Consider the following 26,249-nt stretch of genomic DNA (forward strand, 5'->3'; position numbering starts at 1 on the left):
GCGGCGCTCAATGGGGCCGAACGATGGAAGGACAGGGATGAAATCGCAGCTCGTCAATGAGATCGGCGGACAAAGGACATTTGTCCTGGTGCTCGACCCGCGCGAAGAAGCGTTCGCGGCACTGACCGCCTTCGCGGTCGACCAGAAGATCGGCAGCGCGTCCCTGACCGCCATAGGGGCTTTCGAAAAAGCCACCGTGGGCTGGTTTGATCCGGACGCGAAGACCTACCGCAAAATCCCTATCGACGAACAGTGCGAGGTTCTGAGCGCGATCGGCGATGTCGCACTGGGTGATGACGATAAGCCCAGCCTGCACGTCCATGCGGTGCTGGGATTGAGCGATGGCACCACCCGGGGTGGACATCTGCTTGATGGCATCGTTCGGCCAACGCTCGAAATCACCCTGGTGGAAGCGCCCGGCCATCTGCGCCGCAGCAAGCGCCCGGATCTCGGTGTCGCGCTCATCGATCTGGACGATTGATCTCCAGCCGCTCTAGCTCGTTCTCAGGCCTTCTTGCTCCGCTCAGCAGGTGCTGTGTCCGGGGCCGCTTCCCACCCGAACACGCTGCGCCCGCCAAGCAGATGCGACTGGTCGAATTCTCCCGCGACAATTTCCTTCAGGCTGGGGCCGGTTGCGTATCGTTCGACTTGCCGCGACTGATCGTCGAGCCGCCTCAAGGCACCGATTTCCTCATCGCGACCGAGCTTTGCCTTTTGCACGGCCGACTTCAGAACCCCGATCGTCTCATCATAGACCTTCAGCGGCACTGGAAATGGATGCCTGTCCTTGCCGCCATGCGCCAGCGAGAAGCGGCCGGGATCGGAAAAGCGGCAAGGCGCGCCATGCACCACCTCGGCAACGAGGGCCAGCGCGCGCACCGTGCGCGCGCCGACGCCGGGGACCAGAAGGAGCTCGGCGAAATCGGTGGGACCGCGGTCCGCGGCGGCGGCGATATTGCCGTGAAGACGATGCATGACGACATCGCTTTCGCGAACGTCATGATGGGCCGGCATGACCAAATGCGGCAGCAGCGGCTGCTCCGGTTCCTGCCGGCACCTCGGCTCCGCGCAACGCTCCAATGCCGCAAGCTCGCCCAGGATGCGATCGGGTCCGAGCTCCTGCAAAAGGTTCAGTTGCCCTTGGCGCGACGCGTCAGCGCGCCTGTCGGTCAGGTTGACGATCTCGCCTTGATTGATGCCCTCGATGGCGGCATGCGGCTGGTCGACAAAACTCTTGAGCCCCTCGGAGAGCCAATGGTAGCGGCGCGCCACCTTGCTGTCACCGTTCATGCCTTGCTGCACCACGACCCAGCGACCGTCATCGGTGACGATGAAACCATGCAGGTAAAGATCGAAACCGTCCTGGACTGCGGCGCTGTCGACCTTGGCGACAAGACGGCTGACGGTGGCCAGGCCCGCTCCGTCAAAGCCGACGCGTTGGCCGATGGCTTCGAGTTCATGCGGGGTTTTTCGCGAATGCGCGCCGCGACCACCGCAGACATGAATGCCGAGCTCGCCGGAAAGCGGCGTGAGGCCACGCTTCAAAGCGCCCACGACGCTGGTCGTGATCCCCGACGAGTGCCAATCCATGCCCATGACAGCACCAAAGGACTGAAACCAGAACGGATGCGCCAGCCGTCGCAGCAGTTCGTCTCGACCATAGTGATGAATGATCGCTTCGCACATCACGGCGCCAAGACGCGTCATGCGGTCACCGAGCCATTTTGGCACGCGCCCGCCATGGAGTGGAAGATCAGCACTTCCCGATCGTTGCGTCACGTCTGCTATCCGTTCTGGTGTCCGTTATTCTCTTAACAGATAGGCAGCCAAACCGCGCAAGGAAGCATGGACACTTTCCGCCGAGCCGAGTTGGCGAACGTCAAGTCCAGTTCGAGAGAACCGTTTCCATCTCAACCGTCTCGACCTGCTGCGCGAAACGTTGGTGGTAAACGGTCAGCAGTGCGTCGTGGGTTGCATCGGAAGAACTGCATAGCGCGTCCGTGACGAGAACCACGCGATAGCCGAAATCGATGGCTCCGAGCACCGTGGCCAGAACGCAAACATCCGTTTCGCCACCGGTGATGACGAGCGTATCGATGCCGCGCTCCACCAGGAAGGCTCTGAGGCGCCCTTCGAACCAGGGCGAGTAGATGTGCTTGTCGATTATCGCCGCTGGCGGGCAGTAGCCGGCTAAAGACGGCAACAGCTCGGTCATTTCAGGCCCGATCGTCTCGATCGTCTGTGAAGCCCAGCGCTCATAATAGCGCTTCCAGGTGCCGACGCCCTGCCCCGGCTTCTTGGCTGGCAGGAAGCGTGTAAAGACCGTCTGCGGCGCGCGTCTTTCGACCAGCGTCTCGATCTGCGGGAGAACCCGGGTGATCCAGGGTGTTGCCCATTGAGACGGCTCGGCAAACAGCCGCTGCATATCCACGCAGACATGCATGCATCGATCGCCCAGGGGACCGTATGCCAGCCCCGGCATCGACATCAGTGCGTCTCCGACCGGCCAAGCATTCCCTGACTCCTCATTTTGCCAGCAAAGACACGCAACGCCGCGCGCAAGCACTGGTTCCTGAGATAGCCAACAGGAACCGACGCAAATGACCGGCGTTTCCGCTGTGATGAATGGAGGTGCTCGCATGAGACCGCGCGAGAGGCGTTGGAGCCGCAAGTCAACCGGGGCGCCAAAATGGAACTGAGCGGAGGATGTCTCTGCGGCACGATCCGCTTCCGCGTTGGAAGCGAACCGAGAGTGCATTACTGCCATTGTGATATGTGCCGGCGAGCGACCGGCAGTGCGTTCGCGGTTCTGGCCTGGGTACCTTCCCAAAGCGTGACCTGGACCGATGCGACGCCGACCTATCGCAGGTCTTCGCCGATTGCCTGCAGGGGGTTTTGCTCCGCCTGCGGATCGCCGCTCAGCCTCGCCTATGACGCATCGCCGGGAGAGATCGCGCTTCATGTCGGAACGTTCGACGATCCAGCTCGCCTGGAGCCGCGCTACAATTATGGATCGAGGCAGCGACTTGGCTGGGTTTGCTGCGGAATGGACCTGCCGCACCACGACACCGAGGAGCGATGGTGAAACCATGTCTGAAGGGGAAGCCTGATGAGCATGTTTTACCGGGCGGCCAAGATTGCCGAAGAGGTCCACGCGGCACAGCGCGACAAGACCGGGCGACCTTATATCGAGCACTGTCGGCGTGTCGTTGACGCGGTCGAAACCAAGGATCAGAAGGTCGTCGCCTATCTCCATGACGTCCTGGAAAAGGGCGAAGGCTGGGACCGGACCAGGTTGGAAGAGGCCGGTTTTGGCCCGACGATCGCGTCGGCCGTCGACGCCATGTCGCGCAGGGACGGCGAGGATTACTTCGCGTTCGTGCGACGAGCGGCATCGAATCCATTGGCGCTGCCGGTGAAGCGCGCGGATCTGGCGGACAATATCTGGCAGGCACGACAGGCCGGGGCATCAACCGTCAGATACGAGGAGGCACTACGCATCCTTGATGAAGAGTTTCCACGCGGTTAGCAGCTGCCTTGAATTTCAGCTCGCGCCGATGAGAACGGGCAATCTACTCCGTGACGTGGGGCGTATGCCTTCTGTCCTCCGCGGGCTCGACATCGATGCGCGCCTTTTCCGGATCGAATGCACCATGACGTGCAATGGCCCGCGCCGCGGTTTCAGGCGTCTCGTATGCCCACATGAAATCGTCAGCCGAGCTGCCCACGGCATGGACGCGCCAGTAGCTCGCGGTACCTTTCAAAGGGGAGCGGCTGGTGGTGTTCGTTTTTTCGAAAAGGTCAAAATAGATGTCTTCGAAAGGGATATAGAACACGGGCTCATGCCCTTCTTCCTGAAGCACTTTCGCCCGTTCCGTGGCAGCGACTATGGCGTCGGAAAATCGTACCGTCACCGTGCCCGCAAACGGTTCTATGGCCAACTGGCCAGCATGGTGTCTTGAGATTGCGCCTGAAGCTTGCATCCAAATTCTCCCTGGCTGCCGATTGATTGCGAGACCGCATTTCGGTTCGTCATGCATGGAGACGAAATGCGCGGCGATGCGTCAGGTTCCGGTCTTTACTATGGGGTCGATGGCGCCCCTCCTTCAGCGCTTGCCATGGCTATCGAGAAACGCAGCCAACATTCGCGAAACCTGATCAGAAGCCTCACGCGTCGGGAAGTGTCCGATGCCATCCAGCACCACCCGCCTGTAGAACGCGGTGAAATGCTCTTCGAGCCCCTCTGAAGACTGGGCAAACACAACGCGGTCGTCACCACCGTGAAGCGTCAGGATCGGCACGGTGATGATCTTGACCGTTGCTTGCCGGCGGGCGAGTTCGGCATAACGCGGATCGGGCTCGGCCTCTTCCCACCGGACCCGATAGGAATGCAACGTCACATCCGCCCAGTCAGGATTTTCGAACGAGCTCGCAACGCCATCGAAAATGGCGTCGTCGAACCAGCCTGATGGACCCCAGCTGTCCCACTGATACCTGGCGAATTCCTTGCCGTTCTTTCGTACGAACTCGGCGCCCCGTGCGGTCGCCATGAACCATTGATACCAAAATGCTTTCGCCTGTTCGGGCGTCGGCGTTGCTGGTTTGCCTGGTTGCCAGCCGAGGGACAGCGCAGCGCAGCACTTGATGCGGTCCGGAAAAACCGACGCGAGCAGATAGGATATCCGAGCGCCCCAATCATGTCCGACAACTGCAAAGCGGCTGATGCCAAGCGCATCTGCAAAATCCAGCACATCCTGCGCCATCGCGGCAATCTCGCCCGAGCGCATGGTTTCTTTCGACAGGAACGATGTCGGCCCAAAGCCTCGCAACCAAGGGGAAAACGTCCGGAAGCCAGCTTCATGAAGGACCGGCGAAATACGAGCGTATGTCGTCGCGTCGTCGGGCCAGCCATGCAGCAGGACAACCGGGGCGCCGTCCTGCGGTCCACCATCGAGATAGGCGACGCGCAGCAGAGGTGTGTCGCAATGTGAGACGGAGTTCATTTGCTCTGAGGCACCGTAGCTGGCTGGTCGCCGCCAGTCGTGGGGCCTGGTCTGGCGGCCTGATCAACCTGTGGGTTCTTGTTGCTGGTGGCTTTCATCGGCTCGGTGTTGTTGTCGCAGGCGCCGAGCGCAAGGGCAGCGGCCAAGACCAGGAATGAAAAGAACCTCTTCATCGAAACCTCCTCTGGTTGATGCCCGGCAAACGAGGTTCCGCCAATTTGGTTGCCCGACCGGGGTCCTCAAGACGCCATGGGATTGCCGATCAACGCTTCGAGCTATTGGAATCGGCCGCAACTGTCGGGTCAGGCAGAACCGGGCCACGTTCAGTCTCCGAACCCTCAGCTTCGATCTCCTGCACGGCCCGATCCCAGTGCTCCTGCTCGCGGCCTACCGGCCGGCCCTCTTGTTCCCAGATTTCATGGGCCCGTCGTTTGATCTTTTCTTCCCTGCTGTCCATGGCTAGATCCTCCAATTCGTCAGTCTCAATTCCGGGCCATATTTTTTGTTCCTCCTCTGTCGGCAACAGCCGCTGCCGGATTTCGGGAAGGCCCTTGTGGATTGCATGGAATGACCGGCTTGGTAAATTTCGTACCGATATTTTTTCGTGACACACCTATGCTCGCAGTTTTATGAATCAGGCTATCGGCCAGCGCCGAGCACGTCCCTCTCCGATCCCACTGCCCGGCGCTCAAAGCCGGATCGCCCGTCGCATCGACATGGCGGGCTGTTGCTTCGATTGGAGGTGACGCTCATGCGGGAATTGCCGAAAGACATCGACGCCGATGTGGTCATCGAAATCAGCAAGCTGCTGGACGACAGCCCGCTTTTCGTCCCGGTGCGGGTTCATGAACTTGCGGCCAGGGTGAGGCAGAGGGTGAAGACCGGCCTGCCAGACCTTTCGATTGAAGAACTGATCGTGGAGATGGCCTCCGTACGTCAGCTGGCCATGGCCTTTGATCTGCCTGGATCGGAGAATGTCGTGCAAATCCCGGTGCGGTATCGCCGCTAGCACTGCGACATCAAACGCTCCATCCGGAGGTCAGAACAAGCGACGCCTCAAACATCTGCGCACCGATCTCATCGCGTACCTTGACGGTTATCTTGACGAAATCGCAGTCGGGCATTTCGTCTTGGGCGACATCCTGCAAAATACGAATTGCTTCCGCTCTGGCTTGTTCCCGGGATTCGAACAGCTGCCCGTCATCGTCGGGTACCGCGCCGTCACCGTTTTGAAGATCAAAATAGTACCGTTTCATTTTTCCTGCCGCGCTGGGACATCTGGCGTTTCAATGATTCCGCTTCATGGTGGTTCCTGCCCGCTGGCCGTGCTGGTGACGACGTGGTCGTTCAACGCACCGCAGGGCGAAGCGCCGATATGAAAAGCACCAGCAACGCCAAGGCGTTGAGGCCTGCGGCGATGGCATGCGAATACTCCCATTGGCGCCGCAGCAGCTCCCAGTTTTCAGGGAGGACAGTCCAGTTCCGGGTCGCCTGATTGATTGGATAGGTCAGCGTCCAGAAGGCAAACTGCGTGGCGCCGATGCTTAGAAAGGCGACAACAACCAAGCCGAAAGATGCGCTCGCTCGATAGAGCAGGATCGCCAGGGCGGCCGTGGAGAGCAATGCTCCCAGCACCACGATGCCGAACAGGCTCCATCCATCATAGGCGCGCTGCGCAGCCAGATAGTTTGGCCCGTCGAGCTTCATCTTGTTGAACATGGCGAAGAAATGCGCGGCGGCCGGAGCGAAAGCCAGTGCAACGAAAATGAAGCTGACCACTCTCAGACTATAGATTGCCATGTCGGTCTCCTCTCAGGAGACAGCTAGGGCAATCGCCAAGGTTGAAAAGGTCGCTTTAACGGCGGCTTCCGCCCGCGATCGTATGATCTCAAGCGGGGTCGTTTTTTAGCACTCACGCATCTATCTCGGAACATTTTTTTTGGGTGCTGGTTCTACCCAGTGAAGGGACGAACCTTACCCAGGGAGATTTCCCATGAAACGTGTTCTCATTACCAGCATGCTGGCCATCGGGCTCGGCTGTGGAACGGCGGTGGCTCAGACACAACAGACCGAAAGCCAATCTGGCGCAGACGCCAACTGCGCTTCCGGGCAGGCTGACTGCCAGAACGGCTCCAAGATGGGCGAGCAGGCCCAGGGCAAAGCCAAGCTGAAGACCGACGAGCAGGCTCAGGGCAAGGCCGGCACCACCACCGACCAGCAGGCCCAGGGCAAGGCCAAGCTGAAGACCGATGAGCAGGCTCAGGGCAAGGCCAGCACCACCGACCAGCAGGCCCAGGGCAAAGCCAAGCTGAAGACCGACGAGCAGGCTCAGGGCAAGACCAAGATGCAGACCGACGAGCAGGCTCAGGGCAAGGCCGGCACCACCACCGACCAGCAGGCCCAGGGCAAGACCAAGATGCAGACCGACGAGCAGGCTCAGGGCAAGACCGGCACCACCACCGACCAGCAGGCCCAGGGCAAGGCCTCGACACAGGATACGACGTCGACCGGTTCCATCAACAACGTGACGGTGGAGCAGAAAACCCAAGTCACTCAGATTATCCGGGAGACGAAGGTCGAGCCTGTGTCCAATGTCAATTTTGACATCAGCGTCGGCGTCGAAGTTCCGCGGCACAAGGTCAGGCTGCATCGGCTGCCGGCTCGTATCGTCAAGATCGTTCCCGCTTACGAAAGCTACGAGTATTTCGTGCTTGCGGACGGTCGGATCGTCATCGTTGATCCGGATACGTTCAAGATCGTGCTGATTTTGACCTGATATGTCCGACGAGTGGTCCGCCCTCCAGAGGGCGGACCGTCATTGCCGGACTGCTATGGATTCAAAGCAACTCCGAAGAGAACCGCAAGCGGCAGGTGATACAATCTGCCACCGCATGGCAGACTCGGCTAGAGACGCCCGAGCACGACCAGGATTATGACTATAAGCAGCAGAAGACCGAGGCCGCCGCCCCCGTAATAGCCGGTGCCGTAGAATGGCCCGCCGCCAAGTCCACTAAAGCCGCCAAGCAATGCGATAATCAGAATGATGATAAGAATTGTGCCGAGACCCATGACTTGCTCTCCTGTTTGCGGCTTCGCGCCGTGTAGACGGAGCGGCGGTCGCCGGCTGATGAGAATATGAACTCGCTACAAGCCTTCCTGTTCCCGATTGAGACCTCATCGACGCTGCAAGGTCTGGCCGCTCAAAGTTGTTTAGGCGAACAAAGGTCATCCCGAGACGCCCGAGTAGCCCCGGTCTTTCAGCAATCCAGCGAGATGGGCGGCGTTTGAGGCTGCCATTTCGATCGCACCCGAGACTTTTTCCGGAGTTGCCGGCAGGTCGACATAGTTGACGTCCTCCATCGCCTCGCCAACCCAGTAGACCCCGCCATTGGCCGGGATGGTGAAGCCGACATCGTTCAATGCCTGAAAGCATTCCGCGTGGCAGTGATGCGCACCGTCCTCATTACCGACGATGGCCACCAGGGCCACCTTTCCTGCTGCCGGCATTCGCCCTCTGTCATCCGTCTCCTCGAGAAAGGCATCCATCCGCTCCAGGACGCGCTTGGCCACACTCGAGGGCTGGCCAAGCCAGATCGGAAGCCCGAGCACGAAGATGTCGGCCGCCAGTATCTTCTTTCTGAGTTTCGGCCAATCGTCGCCCTCGCCCATGTCGGAGAGCACGCCGGGCTTGATATCGTGGCTGAGCGCACGCACGATCTCGCCCTTCACATCGTATTGCATCAACGCCGCCAGGACATCGGCGAGCAACCGATCGGTGGAGGATTTTTCCCTGTCGTTCGAAGCTTTGAGCGAGCAATTGAGTGCGAAGGCCGTAAGCGGCATGTGAATCTCCCTGCATTGTCCTAATTGCAAACCGCCGCGACGACTTCGCGACTGCCCATTCGCCCGTTGCGGGATCGCCCGGCATTCTAACGCCAGGGTTAAATGCTTGTTCCGCAGGCGGACCAACAGGGCCGGTGGATGGCCCCCTCCTCCCACTTGGTGACGGTCGAGCCGGCTCAGAAAGCGGGCTGGGTCCTTGAGCACAGACGTTGGAGAACGGACAGCGGCGAGCGACGCAGACTGAACTGGTGGGGCAACCTATTCGTTCGCTCTTCGTTTTCTTCTGAGTTCCCGAAAATGGATAGACGATGCTCGTCCAGACCCTCGAAGCAGGCGATATGCAGCTGGCGGTATCCACGGCCGGCGATCCGCGCCGACCGGCCTTGATCCTTCTGCACGGCTGGCCCCATTCCAGGAAAATCTATGATGGCGTGATCGATGAACTCGGCACGCGGTACTTTACGCTGGCTTTCGATCTTCCGGAGATCGGTGAATCGCGTGGCACTCCGCCGTCGGCGGAAAAGAAGGTTCTTGCCGGTATTGTGATTTCAGCCGCCGAGGCGCTTGGGGCCAAATCCATCGTCGTTGCAGGCTTCGATGTGGGCGGCATGATTGCCTTCGCTGCTGCTCGCCATCATGGCGGTCGCATCGTCGGCGCGGTGCCGATGAATACGGTTATCCCCGGCCTTCAACCATGGACGAAGGTAGTCGCAAACCCGGGCATCTGGCACTTTGCGTTTCATGCGGTGCCTGAGTTACCGGAGTTGCTGGTGACGGGCCATCAACGCGCCTACTTCGATTTTTTCTTCGATCTGCTCGCCGGCCGTCCCGAAGCATTGACCAATGAAATGCGGGAGACGTTGACGCAGGCCTATGCGAGGCCGGAGGCACTTAAGGCCGGCTTTGATTGGTATCGCGCGTTCAAGCAGGATGCCGAGGCCAATGCCCCGGCGCGCATCGAAGTTCCGATCCTCTATATCCGCGGCGACGCGGATTTTGGATCGATCGACGATTACCTCGAAGGTCTGAGGATGTCTGGCGCAAAGAACCTGCAAGGTCACATGATCGCCAACTGCGGCGAATTCCTGCCGATCGAGGCACCGGCAGAATTCGTCAAGGCGCTGGTGGAATTCGCACCGAGATAGTGAAGCGATCAGCGTTTATGCAGGTGCCTACTGGCTCGTGGAAGTTACGCGCCAGACCGTGTTCCCGACATCGTCGGCGATCAGCAGCGCGCCGGATTTGTCGACGGCAACGCCGACGGGCCGCCCGTGCGCCTTGTTGTCCTTGCCGAGGAAACCGGTGACGACGTCCTGCGGCTTGCCATCTGGATGACCGTCTTTGAACGGCACGAAAACGACCTTGTAGCCGTTGAAGCTCTTGCGGTTCCAGCTACCATGCTCGCCAACAAAGGCGCCGTTGCGATAGAGCTCCGGCAGGTTGGTTCCAGTGTAGAACGTCAAGCCCAGAGGTGCGACGTGGGAACTCAAGGCATAGTCGGGAGGGATCGCCTTGGCGACGAGGTCCGGCCGCTGCGGCATCACGCGCGGGTCGACATGCTGACCATAGTAGCTGTACGGCCAACCATAGAACGCGCCGTCCTTGACCGAGGTCATGTAGTCGGGAACCAGGTTAGGACCGAGCTCGTCGCGCTCGTTGATCACAGCCCACAGCGCGCCGCTCTGCGGCTCCCAACTCAGCCCGTTGGGATTGCGCAGGCCGCTCGCGAAAATACGATAGCGGCCAGTGGCCCTGTCGACTTCCCAGATGGCGGCCCGGTCCTTTTCCGCCTGGATGCCGTTCTCGGTGATGTTGCTGTTGGATCCGATGCCGACATACAGCCGAGACCCGTCGGGGCTGGCCACGAGAGACTTTGTCCAGTGGTGATCGATAGGTCCGCCGGGCAATGGCGTCAGCACGGCGCCCGGCGCGGTGATCTTGGTGTCGCCCGACGTGTAGGGGTAACGCACGATGGCGTCGGTATTGGCGACGTAGAGATCGTTGCCGACCAGGGCCACGCCAAAGGGCGAATTGAGATGATCGAGGAAGACCTCCTGGACATCGGGCAGACCATCGCCGTTCGTATCCCGCAGCAGGGTGATACGGTTGCTTCCTTCGGTGCCGCCGCCCGAGGTCGCCATCAACTCGATCCAGCCCATGATCAGGTCTTTCGGCCGCTTGATCGCGGCACCGGCCGGCGCCACGGATTCGACCACCAGAACGTCACCATTCGGCAATGTGTAAAGCGAGCGCGGATGCCTCAAGCCCTTGGCAAAGGCCTGGATTTGCAAACCCTTGGCGACGGTCGGCTTCTCGTCTTGTTTCCAACCGACGACCGACGCGACATGCATGGGCGGCACCAGATACTGAATAGGTTCAGGCAGCGTCGGGTTTGCTCCGACCTGATCGGTGGGATCCGGTTCGTTATCGCTGCATGCGGGCAGCGCCAAAATCGATCCGAACAGCAGACCGAGGCTCGCGATACGCCGGATATGTCTGGCGGAGACATTCATTCGACCACCTCCACTTGAGTGTGGCCGGAACTCCATCCCAGCAGTCCCAGCAAGAGGATAACGATCACGGCGACGGCGGACAGGATGAGCCCCGTCGGCACGACCGAGGTCCAGGCATCACGGCTGTGCACCAGTGCGTTGAAGAGCGATATGACGAGCACGACGAGGCTGCCAAGGAGATATGGCCATGCAGGCCCGGCTTGACGGGCAAGTCGGCCGGTAGACAAATCGACAAGTGCTGCAAGGACCGCGAGCACGCCTACAACCAGGCCGGCAAGGAGCAGCCAGGCGGAAAAATTTGCCCACATCATTTCAGCGCTTCGCCAATAGGCAACGTCGGTCAGCAATGTGCCGACGAAACATGCGTTTGCGACCGCCATCGGCGTTTTATGGAACGGACGCCGGGCTGCCACCAACACGGATCGGGCACGGGCCATGGACATTCTCCACCTTTGAAGCTGTACCTGTCCTCCAAACCAACTTGTGGTTGGGAGGTTCCCGGAACCGTTTTGCGTTCAAGAACTCGTGATGGCGCTGGCAATGGCACAGAACGGCTCGGCGCGCGATGCTCATGCGGAGTTGGTGCGCAATGTCCTCAAGGTGATCGAGTAGCGGTGCAGGTCAACCGCCGGAATGCTGTGCTCCCATTCCGTGCGCGATGGTCCGGTCATGAGATACGCCGACCTTGGTTCGACGACGATGGTCCGGCGATCCCATTTGGCGCCATTCTTCCGCCGGAGCCGGAAGCTGCAAGGCGCCAGCAACGAAACACCCGCAACGTCTTCGAAATGAGGCTTGTCTCGATGCCAGCCGATGCCGGCGCCGGGCCGGTATTCGTTGATCAACACTTGCGCGAAGGCGTTGGCGGGCCGGCCTGCCAACGCTGCGATCTTGTCGCGCAGGGACAGCAGGAAGTCAGGGATCGGCGGCGCCTCGACGACCTGGCGTCTGTCGTAGTCGTAACGCAGGCCAAAACCGACGACGCGCCGGTTTGCCAGATGGCCACGGAAATCGAACGCCTCGAACGGAAGGCCTTCCAGATGCCGGGCGAGTTCCGTTTCTTCTTGCGCCGTGATCAACTCGGGCTGATAGAAGAAACCTTCCGGTAGGTCGTCGGCAGCACCAAAGAGATCGTGCTGAAGCCCGGATGAGCCGGAGTCGAGTGTTTTCGATTTGGGTGTCGCCATCCCAGCTAAGATGGTGAAGGCCAGCCCGCCTGGCAATATCGGAACCTGGCCAGCCAATCTGCACCCACCCTGCGGACGTCACCCCAACGACGGACAGGGCCTGCCAATCCGGATTTTATCGAGGGACTGTATTCAACTCAGGATTTCGCGAGCATGCCTTGAACGCGACCGAGGGAGTTGCGTGCATGTACGTACGGTTCTTACCAAACCGTGAGCCTTCGTTGCCAGTTGCTTGTCGGCAACTAGATTGGCAACGCGGCATCCCCAAAACATGCCGCAGTGGCCGGCGCGGGTTTAGGCAACGGTGTCTCACCGGCATCATCGCGCCGGCCACTCGAAATGTCCTGTTGTCGGCTCAGTGGCGGAGAAGCCTCCGTTGGCCCGGCGCGCTCAAACGAGAGGCCGCTCCTGCCTCGCGGGATGCTTCGAGCCCAAATCTCCGACCAGCCGGCGGTACTGGGTTTCGGGTGGACCGTAAGAATCTCGCGCCAACGTCATGAGACCGTCTCGATCGCGGATCGTAATCTCTCCGCGGCGCGCTCGGATATAACCATAACTTTCGATCATCTGGAGGCCGACGGTAACCCCCGGACGCCTCACACCAAGCATGATGGACAGAAATTCATGGGTTATCATAAGCCTGTCGCCGACAGTGCGGTCGCTGCACATCAAAAGCCATCTTGCCAGTCGAACTTCCAGGCTCTGCCGCGCGTTGATCGATGCCGTATAGCTTGTCTGAACATGGAAATATTGGACATAGCGCAACAGGAACGACCGCAATGTAGGGCTGTCCTCCAGGGCTTCGACGAAGGGGGCAGCCTCTATCCGGAGAGCCTCGCATGTCGACTGGACGTAACAATCAAAGTTGGCCTGGTCGTCCCCCATGACCAGGGCCGAACCGGTCATTCCTTCGAACCCGATGATTCCGACTTCGGCTTCGGTCGCAGGCGAAGTCCTCGCCACTACCGAGGCCAGCCCGCTTTCCAGAAAGTAGACGGCTTCGATCTTCTGCCCCGCGGTCTCCAGCGGCGCGCGCAACTCAAGAAAAACACTCGCCAGATGCGGACGTAGCCGCGCGAAATCGTCCGCGCTCATCCGGCGAAGCAATTCGCTCTTGGCTTGCAGTGTCTGGTAATCCACGAGACTCTTTTCCCTTGGGCAAGAGCACTGGGATCTCTTAGCCGGCCGCGCCCGTCGAACGAGCGGACGGTAACGAACCATAGACTTCGTCTCGCGCAGCACTAGACGGGCGGGCGCGTTGGTATGAAACCGACAGTTACTGCTGAAGACTCGAAGGCCTTGTTGGCTGACTATCTTTCGCCAGCAAACGAGCCTCCCGCAAGATAGAGGCGCGATCGAACCCGAGGAGCGATATGATTTCGCGTATCTGTTGTTCAGTGGCGCCTGTATCCCGCGCCAGCGCGGTCATCGCGCCCACTGGCAGACCGGGGTGCTCGGGCTCCTTCGTGATGGGCAAGAGCGATGGTCACTCCCAAGCGTCAGCGCCCCAACTGTGCTGCTGACGATTTCCTTTTGTACGCTTCCGTACGGAGCTTTGCGAGTCAATTCGGACGGAGGCTGAGTTGAGGCTTCTAGCGTCCTTGCGTCGTCCGTCCGTCGCCCCCGGAATTGTTCGGAACGATTGCTCGGCTGAGAGGTTCAAATATTCCACCCAACAGGAGTCTCGAAAGATGGATCACACCAACCACGTACGCCTCACAAGCACCGAACTGACACCAGACATTCTCGAAGACGCCACGATTTACGACGCAGACGACAACAAAGTCGGCAGCGTTTCGCATGTGCACGGCTCAGGAGCCGCCAGTCAGGTCGTCATCGATGTCGGCGGCTTTCTCGGCATTGGCGCCAAGCCGGTGGCCGTTCCCGCAAGCCAGTTGGAATTCATGCGCGATGAAGACGGCGACGTTCACGCGGTGACGAACTGGACCAAGGATCAGCTCAAGAGCATGCCCGAGCATCACGATGCATGATTTCAAGGACTTCACCTTGAACGGGAGCGGCCACTCGGCCGCTCTCTCTTAGGCGCAACAGGGTGGACAGACGATGCGGCGCGAAACCGGAGCCTGCTTCTGCGGAGGGATCGCCGCAGCCCTGGACGGAGAGCCTTTCTGGATATGCTACGATCACGACGACGATTGCCGCCGGGCCATCGGAAGTCCGCTGACGATCTGGGTTGGTTACCGGCCGAAGCAATTTCAGCTCCTCAGAGGGACGCCGAAGGCCTTTTCCCAAACGCCAGGCGTCACCCGCACGTTCTGCCCAGACTGTGGAAGCTCGATAGGCTATAGCGACGAAGGCCTGCCGGACGAGTTCTATGTGACGATCGGCTTCTTTGACAACCCTGAAGGGTTTCGGCCGCAAGCCCATGCCTATTGGGACCTGAGGCTGCCGTGGATCGAGTTTGATGACAGCCTGCCACGCATCGACCGATATTCAAGGAAGCGCGACCCGAAGTTCGGCAACCCGCGCGACCGGTAGTCGCGGTGCGTGACGCCAGGATATCGGCGGAACCTGACGATCGCTAACGGGTTATTCGGGCAGACCTGTCGGGTGCGACCATGCCATCGACCGTGATCCGAAATGCGCAATACGATCCCGCCACCAGGATCCTGTCGGTCTGGTTTGTGCCGAGCGGCAGACGCTACGAATATGAGGATGTTGCACCGGCAACTTATGCCGCTTTCACCAAAGCTTCCTCAAAAGGCCGCTTCTTCAATGAGTTCATCCGCGACCGCCATCGGTACCGCCGCGTGGCGTGACAAGTTTGGACATGAGCAGGCGATGCACGGAACCTGACCGGCATCGTCTCGTTGACGTCTCGTCGTCGAAGCAAGCCAGGCAACGACAGTGTTCATCTGAACATGCTCAGGTGTTCGCACCGGCAAAGATCGATCGGAAAAGGCTTCAAGGGAGTTCAAGAGCCATGACGGCCAAGAAGCAGAAGACCGAAAGCAAGGACAAGAAGGCATTGCGCTTGGCAGAGACCACCGACGTCTCACCCAAGCAGGCCAAGGAGCTCATGCAAAAGCATGGCAAGGACAACCCCAAGGTCGAGAAGGAAGCCAGAAACTTCAAGGCGGAAGGATAGTATCCGCATGAGGCGACCTGTATGGCCCCTGCAGGTGATCGGCCAGGCAATTCGGGATTAAGGGGGTGCCCCGGCCTTTTCGGCCGCGAGCGCAAAAGGAAAGCGCAGCACCAGGTTGCGGTTCTCGTCAAAAATCTCGAAGGTCAATCCGGTACGCAGCGGCCTGCCATGCAGCAGCTCTTCGGCAAGGATTTCCTTCGCCGACGCCATCGCGTTTTCCTCAGCGCTCGCGAGATCAGAAAATTCCTGGCCCTCGGGATCCTCCTGCAAGCTTCCGCTCTCATCTCGAAGGTCGAAAAAGTACCTGGACATGTCGACTGAACTCCTGCTCATCGCGATGGTGGCATCGGAAGCGCCAGCCTCAGACTTCAGTGCCTGATGTCCCCGGATTGTCGAAGAGCACAGCGAGGCCATGCTCGATGGCGCAGGCCGCTATCAGATCATCGAAGGCCTTTCCGGAAAGCGGGCAACTTGGCATCACCTCTCGAATTGCGGTCCCGGCCTTGGCGGTAGAGATCACATCGTGGCGTTTCTTGCGTGTCTCGACATATTGCTCGACCAGGATTTTCAGGCGCCTCACCGCAACGTCGTCCGTAAACATGGATCCTCAGCCAATGCCTGAAGTAAGGCTGTCGGCCTGATCATCGGCCGACGATCTCGGGGTTAGCCGGGATTGCTCGCACAATATTTCTATGGGCAGTTGGTTCCCCCGACCGCTTGCTTGGTAATTTTCGTACAGGGAATACCCTTGCCCGCGCTTTCATCGGGCCGAATCGACAGCGATTTTCCGATGCCGAGGCGAGCGTTCAGGCTTGCATCACCATGCGGCTGTGACGTGCAACGACACTTTCCTCATCGGTCGCAATCACCCGTACTTCCACCTTGCTCTCGGGACGACTGAGGATCTCGGCGTGGGTGTTGTTGGCGCGATCTTCAAGCACCACGCCAAGCCAGGTCAATTTTTCGCATATGGCCTTGCGGATGGTCGCGGACCGTTCGCCGATGCCGGCGGTGAACACCAGGCATTCAAGGCCACCCATCGTGTTTGCAAGCGCCGCGGCCTCTCTCGCGGCGCGAAAGGCGAAAAGCGCCATCGCCTCTTGCGCGCGAGGATCATTGCTCGCTTCGAGCGTCCTCATGTCGCCGGAAATCCCGGATACGCCGAGCAGGCCCGACTTCTCGTAGAGCATCGCCTGCAGTTCTTCCGCCGCGATGCCTCTTTCCAGCAGGAAATACAACAGCACGCCGGGATCGATGGCGCCGCACCGCGTGCCCATGACGAGGCCATCCAGGGCCGAAAAACCCATCGTGGTATCGATGCTTTTGCCCCCGTGCAGGGCGCAAAGACTTGCCCCATTGCCGAGATGGGCGACGATCGTGTGTTTCGCCGCGAAAATTGGCGATATCTCGCTGAGCCGCCCGGCGATGTATTCATAGGAGAGACCGTGGAACCCGTAGCGGCGCAAGCCTTGCTCTTCATACTGGCGCGGAAGGGCAAAGCGCCGCACGAGCGGATCGATCGTCTGGTGGAAAGCGGTGTCGAAACAGCCAACCTGTGGCAGGTCCGGTTGCAAGGCGGCTATTGCACGGACGGGCGCGAGACTGCGAGGCTGATGCAGCGGAGCAAGCGGCGTAAGTCTGTCGATGGCGTCGATGATGTATGGGGTCAGACGGACAGGTTCGATGAACTCGCTTCCGCCATGCACGATGCGATGGCCGGCGCAGATCAGGTTTCTTTCCCCAATTTCGCCCTGCACCCAATTCAGCATCTCGCCTATGGCCGCGTCACGCCGCTTGTCGGCGGTGAGCGGCCGATCGCACTGCACCGTTCCGTCGGCCGCTTTTGCGCGCAGTGTGGGTTTGTCGCCCAGGTCCAGCGTGCCGCGTGAAACGAGTTGCATATCCCGTGATGAGACAAGATCGTAAAGCGCGAACTTGATGCTGGACGAGCCGGCATTCAGCGCCAGGATCGACCGACGCATCATTGGCGCCCCTTTGTCGCGGCTTTGTCGGGCCAGCTCCATTTCTGGATTTCGGGCATGTCTTCGCCGTGCTCGCGCACATAGGCCTTGTGCTTCGCCAACCTGCCGTGGAGTTCGCCGGCAAGCCCTTCGGCCCTTTCGGCCAGTCCCGGCACGCGTTCGATGGCGGCGAGCGCGAGATGGTAGCGGTCGAGTTCATTGAGCACCACCATGTCGAATGGCGTCGTCGTGGTGCCCTCCTCGCGGAAGCCATGCACATGCATGTTGTCATGGTTGGCGCGGCGGTATGTCAGGCGATGAATGAGATAGGGATAGCCGTGATAGGCGAAGATGACGGGCCGTGTTTTCGTGAACAACGCGTCGAAGTCCCCGTCGGGCAGGCCGTGCGGATGCTCCGTGTTCGACTGCAATGTCATCAGGTCGACAACATTGACGACGCGGATTTTCAGGTCGGGGATCGCGGAGCGCAGAATGTCTGTCGCGGCCAGTGTTTCCAGGGTCGGCACATCGCCGGCGCAGGCCATGACCACATCGGGCTCCTCGTGCTGAGCAACCGTGCCGGCCCATTCCCAGATGCCCGCTCCAGCTTTGCAATGCGCTCCGGCTTCTTCAATGGACAGCCATTGCGGTCCCGGCTGCTTGCCGGCGGTGATGACATTGATGCGGTTATAGGTTCTCAGGCAATGATCGGTGATCCACAACAGGGTGTTGGCGTCCGGCGGGAAATAGAGCCTTACCGTGTCGGCCTTCTTGTTGGCGACCAGATCGGCAAAGCCCGGATCCTGATGGCTGAAACCATTGTGATCCTGCCGCCAGACATGCGAGGTCAAAAGGTAATTGAGCGAGGCGATCGGCTTGCGCCAAGCGAGCTCGCCGGAGGTCTTCAGCCATTTGGCATGCTGGTTGACCATCGAATCGACGATATGAATGAAGGCCTCATAGCATGAAAACAGGCCATGCCGGCCGGTGAGCAGATAGCCTTCAAGCCAGCCCTGGCAGAGATGCTCGCTCAGCACTTCCATGACGCGACCATCACGGGAAAGATGGACGTCATAGGGCTCGATGCGCTCCATCCAGATCCGATCGGTGACCTCGAACACGTCGTCGAGGCGGTTGGAGGATGTCTCGTCCGGCCCCATCAGGCGGAAGTTTCGCGCCTCGGCATTGAGGCGGAACACCTCGCGAAGATAGCTTCCGCAAATCCGCGTCGCCTCGGCAATGACGCCACCTGGACGCGGCACTTCCAGCGCCAGGCTTTTCCAATCTGGAAGCATCAGATCGCGCTTCAGCAGGCCGCCATTTGCGTACGGGCTTGCGCCCATGCGCCTTGTCCCTGTCGGGGCAAGTGCCGCAAGCTCCGGCAACAGGTGCCCGCTTTCGTCGAACAGCTCTCCCGGCTCGTAGCTTCGCATCCAGTTTTCGAGGATCTTGCGGTGCTCCTCATTCCCTCGAGCGTTCGATACCGGCACTTGATGCGAGCGCCAGAAACCCTCGACTTTTTCGCCATCGACCTCCTTCGGCCCGGTCCATCCCTTGGGGCTGCGCAGCACGATCATCGGCCATTTCGGGCGTTGACCATGCCATCCCGGAGCCCGTGCCTGCTCCTGAATGGAACGGATGCGATCGAGCACCGTGTCGAGCGTCGCGGCCATGGATCGGTGCATGGCAAGCGGTTCGTGGCCTTCGACGAAGAACGGTTCGTAGCCATAGCCGGCGAAAAGGTCTCGCAATTCCTGATCGTCCATGCGGCCGAGGATCGTCGGATTGGCGATCTTGTAGCCGTTTAGATGCAGGATCGGCAGGACGGCGCCGTCCGACGCTGGGTTCAGGAACTTGTTGGAATGCCATGCCGCCGCCAGCGGACCGGTCTCGGCTTCGCCGTCACCAACGACGCAGGCAACCACCAGACCCGGATTGTCGAAGGCCGCACCGAAGGCATGAACCAGTGCATATCCCAATTCGCCGCCCTCATGGATGGAGCCTGGCGTCTCGGGCGCGGCATGGCTTGGCACGCCACCGGGAAAGGAAAACTGCCGGAACAGTTTCCTGAGGCCGTCTTCGCCCTGCCCGATATCGGGATAGATCTCGCTATAGGTGCCCTCGAGCCATGTGTTGGCGACCATTGCGGGACCGCCATGGCCCGGGCCGCAGATAAAAAGAACATCGAGGTCGCGTTCGCGGATAACGCGGTTCAGATGCAGGTAGAGAAAATTCAGGCCCGGCGTCGTGCCCCAATGGCCAAGCAACCGAGGCTTGACGTGCTCGGCCTTCAACGGTTCGCGCAACAGCGGATTGTCGAGCAGATAGATCTGGCCGACCGAGATGTAATTCGCGGCGCGCCAGTAACGGTCCATGAGGTCGATCCGTTCGTGGCCGATAGCCTGCGGCGTCGCGGCAGCCTTGTCGTTCATCGACATCTCCAGCTTTCGGTTCGCTGGTGATAACTGGGGCATCTTTGCGCTTGAGCAACCCCCGACTGCCGCCGTCCGGGACAGTGTCGCGACCCGAGCGGCCAAGAGACCGGTCGCTATCCCGGTGGAGCGAGCGGCTCTGTCCGCAAATAGGCGGGAACCTTGAAGTCCTCCAGCGGTTAGAAACTGGAATCGCGAAGGCCAGGTTCAAGGCAGCTACCGCGAAGGACAACCTCGAAGCGTTGCACCAAGGGAGCTAAAAAATGCTCGATCTTCCTCGTGCCCGTGATCGAATGGTCAATATCCACGTCGGCCGGCGTGGCATCCATGACCGTGAAATTCTGCAGGCGATGCGCGAAGTTCCACGCGAGGCCTTCGTAGAACCCGGTTTCGAGGAATTTGCTTATGAAGACACGCCGCTGCCGATCGCCGACGGCCAGACCATATCGCAACCTTACATCGTCGCATTCATGATCGAAATGGCGGGCGTCAAACCGGGTGACCACGTGCTCGAAATCGGCACCGGCTCGGGTTACGCCGCCGCGGTGATGAGCCGGATCGTCGAACAGGTCTACACCATAGAGCGTCATCCCGGTTTGGCAGAAACGGCGAAACGGCGGTTTGAAAAACTCGGCTATCGAAACATCGAGGTCCGGACAGGCGATGGCACCAAGGGCTGGCCGCAGGCGGCGCCGTTCGATGCCATCGTGGTGACAGCCAGCGGTCCCGGCGCACCGCTCGCCCTTCAGGAGCAACTCGATGTCGGCGGCAGGCTCGTCATTCCGGTCGGCGACGACCCCGATTTGCAACGCCTGCTCAAAGTCACCCGGACAGGTGCCGCAACCTACAGCGAGGAGGATTTCGGCGGCGTGCGCTTCGTCCCTCTCATCGGCGAGCAGGGTTGGTCGGAAAACGGCACCGTCACCAAGGTCGGTCGCCCACTTCGACATCCGCATCCGATCAGCCTGCCCGATATGATTGCGGCCGCGGCTGAACCGCTGCCCGATTTCGACGATCCGGCCTTCGGCGCATTGTTCGACCGGTTCGCCGACCGGCGCGTCGTTCTGCTTGGCGAGGCAAGCCATGGCACGTCCGAGTTCTACAGGGCGCGCGCGGCGATCACCCGCAGGCTTATCGAACGGCACGGCTTCACCATCGTCGCGGTCGAGGCGGACTGGCCCGATGCGGCGGCGATCGACCGCTATGTTCGCCATCGTCGGCCGCGAACAGGCGCCGGTGCGCCATTCCAGCGGTTTCCGACGTGGATGTGGCGCAACACCGATGTCGCGGCCTTCTCCGACTGGATGCGCCGTCGCAACGAGAAGCTAGAACCTTCGGAGCAAGCAGGGTTCTACGGCCTGGACATCTACAATATGAGCGGGTCCATAGGCGCGGTCCTCGACTATCTCGACCGGGTCGATCCCCAGGCAGCCAAGATTGCACGCGAACGGTATGGTTGCCTGACGCCCTGGCAACACGAACCGTCTACCTACGGCCGTGCGGTGCTCACCGCCGGCTATAAAAAATGCGAGAAAGCCGTGCTGGAACAATGCCGGGACTTGCTCGCCAGACAACTCGATTATGCAAAACAGGACGGAACCGACTTTCTCGACGCCAGTCAGAATGCTCGGCTGATCGCGTCCGCCGAACACTACTACCGGATCATGTACTATGGCGGTGCGGAGTCCTGGAACCTGCGCGACACCCACATGTTCGAGACCTTGGAACATTTGTTGAACGCCGGCGGCCCCAACTCCAAGGCGGTGGTGTGGGCGCACAATTCCCATATCGGCGATGCCCGCTTTACCGAGATGGGTGTCGTCAGGGACGAACTGAACATCGGTCAGCTCTGCCGGCAGCGTTTCGGCGATGAGGCAGCGCTAATCGGTATGGGCACGCATTCCGGCACTGTAGCGGCCGCAAGCGACTGGGATGGCGAAATGGAGGTGAAGCAGGTTCGCGCGTCGCACGCCGACAGCTACGAACGGCTTTGCCACGATTCTCTTGTGTCGCGGTTCCTGCTCGACCTCGGGCGCGACAAGACGCTGCGTGAGCGGCTGCTGGAACGCAGGCTGGAGCGATTCATCGGGGTAATCTACCGGCCGGAAACCGAGCTGGGCAGCCACTATGCGGACGCTTCCCTGCCCCAGCAGTTCGACGCGTTCCTATGGTTCGACAAAACCGCGGCAGTGACGCCGCTTGGCCCGGAGCATGCAAGAACCGGCGTTCCCGACACCTATCCATTCGGGCTCTAACCGGCGCGCGCGGCGAGCCGATGAAGCAGAGCCCTGGAACCGGAACGGCCCATCTGGCTTGCATTTTTAAACTGAAATCCCGTCGAAGGAGTTTTCTCATGACCGGAACCAAACATCCGAAATGGAAAAAACCGAGCGATGCCGACTTGGCGAACAATCCTGGTATCGGGACTTCCAAGGGAACGATCAAGGAAGGCGAAGAGTTCGAGCTGGAAGGCGAGAACACGGTCGAAGGCGATGTCGAGAACGACACGACCGCTGCTGGCGGGATCGATCCAAGACAAAAGATGCGGACCAACAAATAGCATGCCGTTGGCATCGCTGCGATCAACTTCCCCGGAAGGAGTGAACCATGCCACTTGCCCTCAGCAGCGCCGCCTTTGCCGAAGGCGGACCAATTCCCGAAAGATATACACGAGACGGCAAAAACGTATCGCCGCCGCTGAAATGGTCTGGAGTACCGGACGACGCCAAAAGCCTCGTTCTCGTCGTTCAGGATCCTGATGCGCCGAGCGGAACGTTTGGTCATTGGGCGGTATTCAACATCTCCGCGGAGACAAGGGAACTTCCCGAGGCGGAAAGCGGCAAGCCAGGTCCCGGTGCCCTTAGGCAAGCAACAAATGATTTTGGCAACGCCTATTACGACGGCCCTGAACCCCCGGTCGGACATGGCGTCCACCATTACCATTTCCGGCTGGCCGCGCTCGACACGCCGAGCCTTGCCATTCCGGCCAGCGCAGGCGTCGAGCGCATCTGGCGGGAGGCGCAGAAACACTCGCTCGAGCAGGCAGAACTCATCGGAACCTACGAACGCAATCCGTAAGTTGATGACCGAGGTGGCATTACCCTGCTGCTGCGCGGAACGGTTCTCCTCCTTGCCGGTTGTCTGGGAAAGGAGATGCCGCCATGTTTGGAGATATCATGTGGTTAGTCGTCGTTGCCGGCGGCCCATTGTTGCTGATCGTGCTGTTGGCCTATGCCGTTATCGCACGCCGCCGGCGTGGGCCCGCTGAACGAAGGGAAAGCGACCGGGCGACCGACCGGCTATACCAGGACAAGCGTTGATCCGCATCGCAAGATGTCCGATCGGAAGACATCCAATCGGCAAGACATCCAATCGGCAAGACAGGGGATCGTAAGCCGCAGCGGGCGACGACGATCCCCAACTGGGTCAGCGCATTATCCTTTGCCGCAACCACGCAAAGAACCTGCCGCTGACGGCTGAGCGGACTCGCGTCGCAGCCCAGCGCGCTTTCATGGTTGAGCCGACGTGGCAATCGCAGACGATGTCGTGCAACTGCCAGTCGTTCAGCTCGAAAAAGCGCTTTGCCTCGCCGTATGTATCGTCTTTCAAACCCGATGCGCGCAGCACTGGATCTTCGAAAGCAACCGAAATTGCGGTTCCCTCGCCCCGCATCATTGCACGTGCTTCGGGGTGCAGATGTTCGGTGCCTGCAAACGCGCCAAGGCATCGCTCGGGATTACGCTCCAGCAGTTCAGCCCAGCGCTCTATGCGCTGATTTCGTGTCATTGCGGAATATGCAGCCGACGATTCAATCTTGGCGACGGCATGCAGTTGGTCGAGTGTTTGATGTTTCATGGCCAGCTCCTGTTGAGGCAGCGAAGCGCCCACGCCTTCAAGGGAATTACCGCGCCGTAATGCTTCGACAAGAGCGCCAGGCTGGAGAATTCGACACAACCGGATTGGGCCGGCGGGATCATAAACACACGTGCTGCGTTCATCGGCGGGGGCTGCTTGTGACAAACCGCTGATCCGCGACGGGATGCATCCATGTTCATCCAGCCAATCGACTATTTCCTTGCTGTCTGGTTCGCTCTTGCCGCCACCTCGACGCTCTATGTCGGCTTCGATCAATACCGCAACAATCCCGAACCGCTGGTGATGAAATGGGGTTTCATCCTGGTGACCCTCTATATGGGTCCATTGGGGCTGCTGCTTTATGTGCTTGCAGACAAGGAGCCACGACCGGGCGAGCATGAAGACTTCACCAGGCCGCTGTGGAAGCAAGGCGTCGGTTCGACCATCCACTGCGTTGCCGGCGATGCGACCGGCATCATTCTCGCGGCAGTCATTACGGCAACGCTTGGCCTGCCGATGTGGCTCGACCTCATCGTCGAATATCTGGCGGGTTTCGCCTTCGGCCTGTTCATCTTCCAGTCGCTGTTCATGAAATCGATGATGGGCGGCACCTACTGGGAGAATGTGCGCAAGAGCTTCCTGCCCGAGTTCATCTCGATGAATTTCATGATGGCCGGCATGGCGCCCGTCATGAGCTTCCTGATGATGGGGCGCGACATGCGCGCGATGGAGCCGACCGAGCTCTTGTTCTGGGGCGTGATGTCGATCGGCGTCATTACCGGCTTCACGCTTGCCTATCCCGCCAATGTCTGGCTGGTCGCTCGCGGACTGAAGCACGGGTTGATGACGCAGCGCCCGCAGGCGGCCGAAATGAGCAGTCGAGAGCCGACCGCCCAGCAACAGCACGCTACGCATCATGCCCGCGCCGGCGATGATCGACGACAAGGCCACGCCAACACATCCCACAAACCCAAACGCAGCGGCCATCAGATGGAGACGGACGCCACGACGCCGCAGATAGCAGCCCTCGGCATGGTCTCGGTGCTGGCGCTGGCGATTGGCATGGCCGCACCGGCGAACTGGCTGAACCTGACGCTTTCAGCACGTGACGTCGGCGGGGCGATCATGCCGCAAGGCATGATCATGGGCCGCGACACGCCGGCGGAAGCCATGCGTGACATGGCTGCAACCGATCCGCATCGCGTCACGGCATCCTATGGCCTTGCCGCCAAAGGCGACCAGGAACTGCCATTCCGCCTGGAGAACGGCGTCAAGGTGTTCGACCTCAGGCCCTCAGTGGTCCGCTGGCAGATCCTGCCCAATGTCGCGGTCGACGCCTATGCCTACAACGGCCAGATCCCCGGTCCGCGCATCCACATTCGCCAGGGCGATAAGGTTCGCATCGACGTCACCAACGACCTGCCTGAGGAGACCACGGTGCATTGGCACGGCATGATCCTGCCGAACCAGATGGATGGGCCCGCCGAGATCACCCAGCCGCCGATCGAGCCTGGGCAATCCTATTCCTACGAATTCACCGCGACCCAGCACGGGACCTATTTCTATCATCCGCATGCCAAGCCGGACCGTACCCAGGCGCTGGGGCTCTATGGGGCGCTGATCATCGACCCTGCCAATCCCGCCGACGAGGTTCAGGCTGACCACGACTATGTGATCGAACTTCAGGAATGGCTGGTGCGCGATGGACTGACCTATCCTTCGATGCCGATGGAAGGCGGTATGCCGAACTTCTTCACCATCAACGGCAAGGCCTATCCCGCAACCGACGCCATCCCCATGAAGGTGGGCGAGACGCTGAAGGTGCGTTTCATCGGCACCAATAATGGCTTCGTCCATCCCATGCATATCCATGGCGGACCCTTCGAGGTCGTCGCTCGTGACGGTGAGACGCTTCCTCCCTCGGCGCGCTTTCTGGCCGATACGATCAATGTCGGGCCAGGACAGCGCTATGACGTCGTCTGGAAGGCACGGCGTCCCGGCAAGTGGCTCATCCATTGCCACATCCCGCATCACACGACGAACAACAATGTCGAGGAAAAGGGCGGCGGCGGGCTGATGGTCGTGATCGACGTCGGTTAGATCTGCCACCCCCCTGTGGATTTACCTGTGTCATCCGGGGGCGCATTGTTGCGCGCTACTTCTTGATAATGGTTCCGTTGCGCAAGTCGAATGCTTCGGTACCGCGAGCCTGGCGGTAGAAATCATCCTGCAATTCACCCCATTCGCCGAGAAAGGCGCCGCAATTGCTGCAATGAATTGGCGTCGACTCGTTGGCGTCGTCGGGAATGTCCATTTGGATGGTCCCACAAGCCTTGCAATCGAGTT

General features: G+C 60.2%; 35 protein-coding genes. 15 read left to right on the forward strand and 20 right to left on the reverse strand.

What is annotated here, in order from left to right; translation table 11 throughout:
* The first annotated feature begins 37 nt into the window (after positions 1–37).
* Positions 38–481 carry a PPC domain-containing DNA-binding protein gene (locus EN990_RS06595; protein ID WP_024505528.1) on the forward strand — a complete coding sequence of 148 codons (444 nt, stop codon included), beginning with the start codon at positions 38–40 and terminating at the stop codon, positions 479–481.
* Positions 482–504: 23 nt separating this feature from the next.
* On the opposite strand, the gene EN990_RS06600 is transcribed toward EN990_RS06595, so the two are convergent.
* Complete coding sequence (locus tag EN990_RS06600) at positions 505–1,779, reverse strand: DUF763 domain-containing protein (RefSeq protein ID WP_127388259.1); 1,275 nt, start codon at positions 1,777–1,779, stop codon at positions 505–507.
* A 100-nt stretch (positions 1,780–1,879) separates the two neighbouring features.
* A complete protein-coding gene (locus tag EN990_RS06605; protein ID WP_013531556.1) occupies positions 1,880–2,488 on the reverse strand; it encodes a cysteine hydrolase in 609 nt (202 codons plus the stop codon).
* A gap of 201 nt (positions 2,489–2,689) precedes the next feature.
* Here EN990_RS06605 and EN990_RS06610 point away from each other — a divergent pair, with 201 nt between their 5' ends.
* Both EN990_RS06610 and EN990_RS06615 read left to right on the forward strand, forming a co-directional pair.
* Positions 2,690–3,085 carry a GFA family protein gene (locus EN990_RS06610; protein ID WP_027161657.1) on the forward strand — a complete coding sequence of 132 codons (396 nt, stop codon included), beginning with the start codon at positions 2,690–2,692 and terminating at the stop codon, positions 3,083–3,085.
* A 24-nt stretch (positions 3,086–3,109) separates the two neighbouring features.
* Positions 3,110–3,529 carry an HD domain-containing protein gene (locus tag EN990_RS06615; RefSeq protein ID WP_013531555.1) on the forward strand — a complete coding sequence of 140 codons (420 nt, stop codon included), beginning with the start codon at positions 3,110–3,112 and terminating at the stop codon, positions 3,527–3,529.
* Between the two features lie 43 nt (positions 3,530–3,572).
* Here EN990_RS06615 and EN990_RS06620 read toward each other — a convergent pair whose 3' ends face one another.
* From EN990_RS06620 to EN990_RS06635, 4 genes are all read right to left on the reverse strand, one after another.
* On the reverse strand, positions 3,573–3,983 hold the full coding sequence (locus tag EN990_RS06620) for a DUF427 domain-containing protein (RefSeq protein ID WP_013531554.1): 411 nt from the start codon (positions 3,981–3,983) through the stop codon (positions 3,573–3,575).
* Positions 3,984–4,106: 123 nt separating this feature from the next.
* Complete coding sequence (locus tag EN990_RS06625; protein ID WP_127385506.1) at positions 4,107–5,003, reverse strand: alpha/beta hydrolase; 897 nt, start codon at positions 5,001–5,003, stop codon at positions 4,107–4,109.
* Positions 5,000–5,176: a hypothetical protein gene (locus tag EN990_RS06630; protein ID WP_013531552.1), complete on the reverse strand. Its 177-nt coding sequence runs from the start codon at positions 5,174–5,176 to the stop codon at positions 5,000–5,002. The genes EN990_RS06625 and EN990_RS06630 overlap by 4 nt, the downstream gene beginning before the upstream one ends.
* A gap of 89 nt (positions 5,177–5,265) precedes the next feature.
* Entirely contained in the window at positions 5,266–5,460 is a 195-nt protein-coding gene (locus tag EN990_RS06635; RefSeq protein ID WP_032808298.1) for a DUF2934 domain-containing protein, read from the reverse strand.
* A 294-nt stretch (positions 5,461–5,754) separates the two neighbouring features.
* Between EN990_RS06635 and EN990_RS06640 the strand changes: the two genes are divergently transcribed.
* Entirely contained in the window at positions 5,755–6,012 is a 258-nt protein-coding gene (locus EN990_RS06640; RefSeq protein ID WP_013531550.1) for a hypothetical protein, read from the forward strand.
* A 10-nt stretch (positions 6,013–6,022) separates the two neighbouring features.
* Here the strand turns inward: EN990_RS06640 and EN990_RS06645 are convergent, their stop codons facing one another.
* Together EN990_RS06645 and EN990_RS06650 are read right to left on the reverse strand one after the other, a co-directional pair.
* The gene (locus EN990_RS06645; protein WP_027161660.1) at positions 6,023–6,259 is read right to left on the reverse strand and encodes a hypothetical protein; all 237 of its coding nucleotides are present in this window, start codon (positions 6,257–6,259) and stop codon (positions 6,023–6,025) included.
* Between the two features lie 91 nt (positions 6,260–6,350).
* The gene (locus EN990_RS06650) at positions 6,351–6,803 is read right to left on the reverse strand and encodes a membrane protein (protein ID WP_013531548.1); all 453 of its coding nucleotides are present in this window, start codon (positions 6,801–6,803) and stop codon (positions 6,351–6,353) included.
* Positions 6,804–6,996: 193 nt separating this feature from the next.
* Here EN990_RS06650 and EN990_RS06655 point away from each other — a divergent pair, with 193 nt between their 5' ends.
* Positions 6,997–7,779 carry a DUF1236 domain-containing protein gene (locus EN990_RS06655; protein ID WP_127368729.1) on the forward strand — a complete coding sequence of 261 codons (783 nt, stop codon included), beginning with the start codon at positions 6,997–6,999 and terminating at the stop codon, positions 7,777–7,779.
* Positions 7,780–7,907: 128 nt separating this feature from the next.
* On the opposite strand, the gene EN990_RS06660 is transcribed toward EN990_RS06655, so the two are convergent.
* Positions 7,908–8,072, reverse strand: a complete 165-nt coding sequence (locus EN990_RS06660) for a DUF3309 family protein (RefSeq protein ID WP_013531546.1) — start codon at positions 8,070–8,072, stop codon at positions 7,908–7,910.
* A 156-nt stretch (positions 8,073–8,228) separates the two neighbouring features.
* Positions 8,229–8,846 (reverse strand): NAD(P)H-dependent oxidoreductase, encoded by a 618-nt coding sequence (locus EN990_RS06665; protein ID WP_024505224.1) that lies wholly within the window; start codon positions 8,844–8,846, stop codon positions 8,229–8,231.
* 308 nt (positions 8,847–9,154) lie between these two features.
* Here EN990_RS06665 and EN990_RS06670 point away from each other — a divergent pair, with 308 nt between their 5' ends.
* Positions 9,155–9,991, forward strand: coding sequence for an alpha/beta hydrolase (locus EN990_RS06670; protein ID WP_127366453.1), 837 nt, complete (start codon positions 9,155–9,157; stop codon positions 9,989–9,991).
* A gap of 27 nt (positions 9,992–10,018) precedes the next feature.
* Here the strand turns inward: EN990_RS06670 and EN990_RS06675 are convergent, their stop codons facing one another.
* From EN990_RS06675 to EN990_RS06690, 4 genes are all read right to left on the reverse strand, one after another.
* On the reverse strand, positions 10,019–11,359 hold the full coding sequence (locus tag EN990_RS06675; RefSeq protein ID WP_127368728.1) for a sorbosone dehydrogenase family protein: 1,341 nt from the start codon (positions 11,357–11,359) through the stop codon (positions 10,019–10,021).
* Positions 11,356–11,796, reverse strand: coding sequence for a DUF2231 domain-containing protein (locus EN990_RS06680; protein WP_127368727.1), 441 nt, complete (start codon positions 11,794–11,796; stop codon positions 11,356–11,358). Before EN990_RS06680 ends, EN990_RS06675 begins: the two co-directional genes overlap by 4 nt.
* 132 nt (positions 11,797–11,928) lie before the next feature.
* Positions 11,929–12,546, reverse strand: a complete 618-nt coding sequence (locus tag EN990_RS06685) for an alpha-ketoglutarate-dependent dioxygenase AlkB (RefSeq protein WP_164753677.1) — start codon at positions 12,544–12,546, stop codon at positions 11,929–11,931.
* Positions 12,547–12,936: 390 nt separating this feature from the next.
* The gene (locus EN990_RS06690) at positions 12,937–13,686 is read right to left on the reverse strand and encodes a Crp/Fnr family transcriptional regulator (protein WP_013531540.1); all 750 of its coding nucleotides are present in this window, start codon (positions 13,684–13,686) and stop codon (positions 12,937–12,939) included.
* 551 nt (positions 13,687–14,237) lie between these two features.
* Between EN990_RS06690 and EN990_RS06700 the strand changes: the two genes are divergently transcribed.
* The 4 genes from EN990_RS06700 (at position 14,238) to EN990_RS06715 (ending at position 15,655) form a co-directional block, all read left to right on the forward strand.
* Positions 14,238–14,537, forward strand: a complete 300-nt coding sequence (locus EN990_RS06700) for a PRC-barrel domain-containing protein (RefSeq protein WP_013531539.1) — start codon at positions 14,238–14,240, stop codon at positions 14,535–14,537.
* A 73-nt stretch (positions 14,538–14,610) separates the two neighbouring features.
* The gene (locus tag EN990_RS06705; protein ID WP_013531538.1) at positions 14,611–15,045 is read left to right on the forward strand and encodes a GFA family protein; all 435 of its coding nucleotides are present in this window, start codon (positions 14,611–14,613) and stop codon (positions 15,043–15,045) included.
* 80 nt (positions 15,046–15,125) lie between these two features.
* Positions 15,126–15,326, forward strand: coding sequence for a KTSC domain-containing protein (locus EN990_RS06710; protein ID WP_013531537.1), 201 nt, complete (start codon positions 15,126–15,128; stop codon positions 15,324–15,326).
* Between the two features lie 164 nt (positions 15,327–15,490).
* Positions 15,491–15,655: a hypothetical protein gene (locus EN990_RS06715; RefSeq protein WP_013531536.1), complete on the forward strand. Its 165-nt coding sequence runs from the start codon at positions 15,491–15,493 to the stop codon at positions 15,653–15,655.
* Between the two features lie 57 nt (positions 15,656–15,712).
* Here EN990_RS06715 and EN990_RS06720 read toward each other — a convergent pair whose 3' ends face one another.
* The 4 genes from EN990_RS06720 to EN990_RS06735 form a co-directional block, all read right to left on the reverse strand.
* Positions 15,713–15,925 carry a hypothetical protein gene (locus EN990_RS06720; RefSeq protein WP_063168031.1) on the reverse strand — a complete coding sequence of 71 codons (213 nt, stop codon included), beginning with the start codon at positions 15,923–15,925 and terminating at the stop codon, positions 15,713–15,715.
* 91 nt (positions 15,926–16,016) lie between these two features.
* Positions 16,017–16,256, reverse strand: a complete 240-nt coding sequence (locus EN990_RS06725; RefSeq protein WP_013531534.1) for a hypothetical protein — start codon at positions 16,254–16,256, stop codon at positions 16,017–16,019.
* 205 nt (positions 16,257–16,461) lie between these two features.
* Positions 16,462–17,640: an acetate/propionate family kinase gene (locus EN990_RS06730; protein ID WP_127369072.1), complete on the reverse strand. Its 1,179-nt coding sequence runs from the start codon at positions 17,638–17,640 to the stop codon at positions 16,462–16,464.
* Positions 17,637–20,048 carry a phosphoketolase family protein gene (locus tag EN990_RS06735; protein WP_024505216.1) on the reverse strand — a complete coding sequence of 804 codons (2,412 nt, stop codon included), beginning with the start codon at positions 20,046–20,048 and terminating at the stop codon, positions 17,637–17,639. Before EN990_RS06735 ends, EN990_RS06730 begins: the two co-directional genes overlap by 4 nt.
* A 263-nt stretch (positions 20,049–20,311) precedes the next feature.
* Between EN990_RS06735 and EN990_RS06740 the strand changes: the two genes are divergently transcribed.
* The 4 genes from EN990_RS06740 (at position 20,312) to EN990_RS06755 (ending at position 23,368) form a co-directional block, all read left to right on the forward strand.
* A complete protein-coding gene (locus EN990_RS06740; RefSeq protein WP_127369071.1) occupies positions 20,312–22,303 on the forward strand; it encodes a protein-L-isoaspartate(D-aspartate) O-methyltransferase in 1,992 nt (663 codons plus the stop codon).
* 98 nt (positions 22,304–22,401) lie between these two features.
* Positions 22,402–22,608, forward strand: a complete 207-nt coding sequence (locus tag EN990_RS06745; RefSeq protein ID WP_013531530.1) for a hypothetical protein — start codon at positions 22,402–22,404, stop codon at positions 22,606–22,608.
* 47 nt (positions 22,609–22,655) lie between these two features.
* Positions 22,656–23,126 carry a YbhB/YbcL family Raf kinase inhibitor-like protein gene (locus EN990_RS06750; protein ID WP_013531529.1) on the forward strand — a complete coding sequence of 157 codons (471 nt, stop codon included), beginning with the start codon at positions 22,656–22,658 and terminating at the stop codon, positions 23,124–23,126.
* A gap of 83 nt (positions 23,127–23,209) precedes the next feature.
* Positions 23,210–23,368, forward strand: coding sequence for a hypothetical protein (locus EN990_RS06755; RefSeq protein WP_013531528.1), 159 nt, complete (start codon positions 23,210–23,212; stop codon positions 23,366–23,368).
* A gap of 106 nt (positions 23,369–23,474) precedes the next feature.
* Here the strand turns inward: EN990_RS06755 and EN990_RS06760 are convergent, their stop codons facing one another.
* Positions 23,475–23,903 carry a hypothetical protein gene (locus EN990_RS06760; RefSeq protein ID WP_013531527.1) on the reverse strand — a complete coding sequence of 143 codons (429 nt, stop codon included), beginning with the start codon at positions 23,901–23,903 and terminating at the stop codon, positions 23,475–23,477.
* A gap of 192 nt (positions 23,904–24,095) precedes the next feature.
* On the opposite strand from EN990_RS06760, the gene EN990_RS06765 reads away from it, so the two are divergent.
* Positions 24,096–26,003 (forward strand): DUF4396 domain-containing protein, encoded by a 1,908-nt coding sequence (locus tag EN990_RS06765; RefSeq protein ID WP_127388260.1) that lies wholly within the window; start codon positions 24,096–24,098, stop codon positions 26,001–26,003.
* Positions 26,004–26,058: 55 nt separating this feature from the next.
* Here the strand turns inward: EN990_RS06765 and EN990_RS06770 are convergent, their stop codons facing one another.
* A complete protein-coding gene (locus EN990_RS06770; protein ID WP_013531525.1) occupies positions 26,059–26,217 on the reverse strand; it encodes a hypothetical protein in 159 nt (52 codons plus the stop codon).
* Positions 26,218–26,249: the final 32 nt, after the last annotated feature.

The sequence above is a fragment of the Mesorhizobium sp. M7A.F.Ca.US.005.03.1.1 genome (assembly GCF_003997975.1).
Classification (GTDB): domain Bacteria; phylum Pseudomonadota; class Alphaproteobacteria; order Rhizobiales; family Rhizobiaceae; genus Mesorhizobium; species Mesorhizobium ciceri.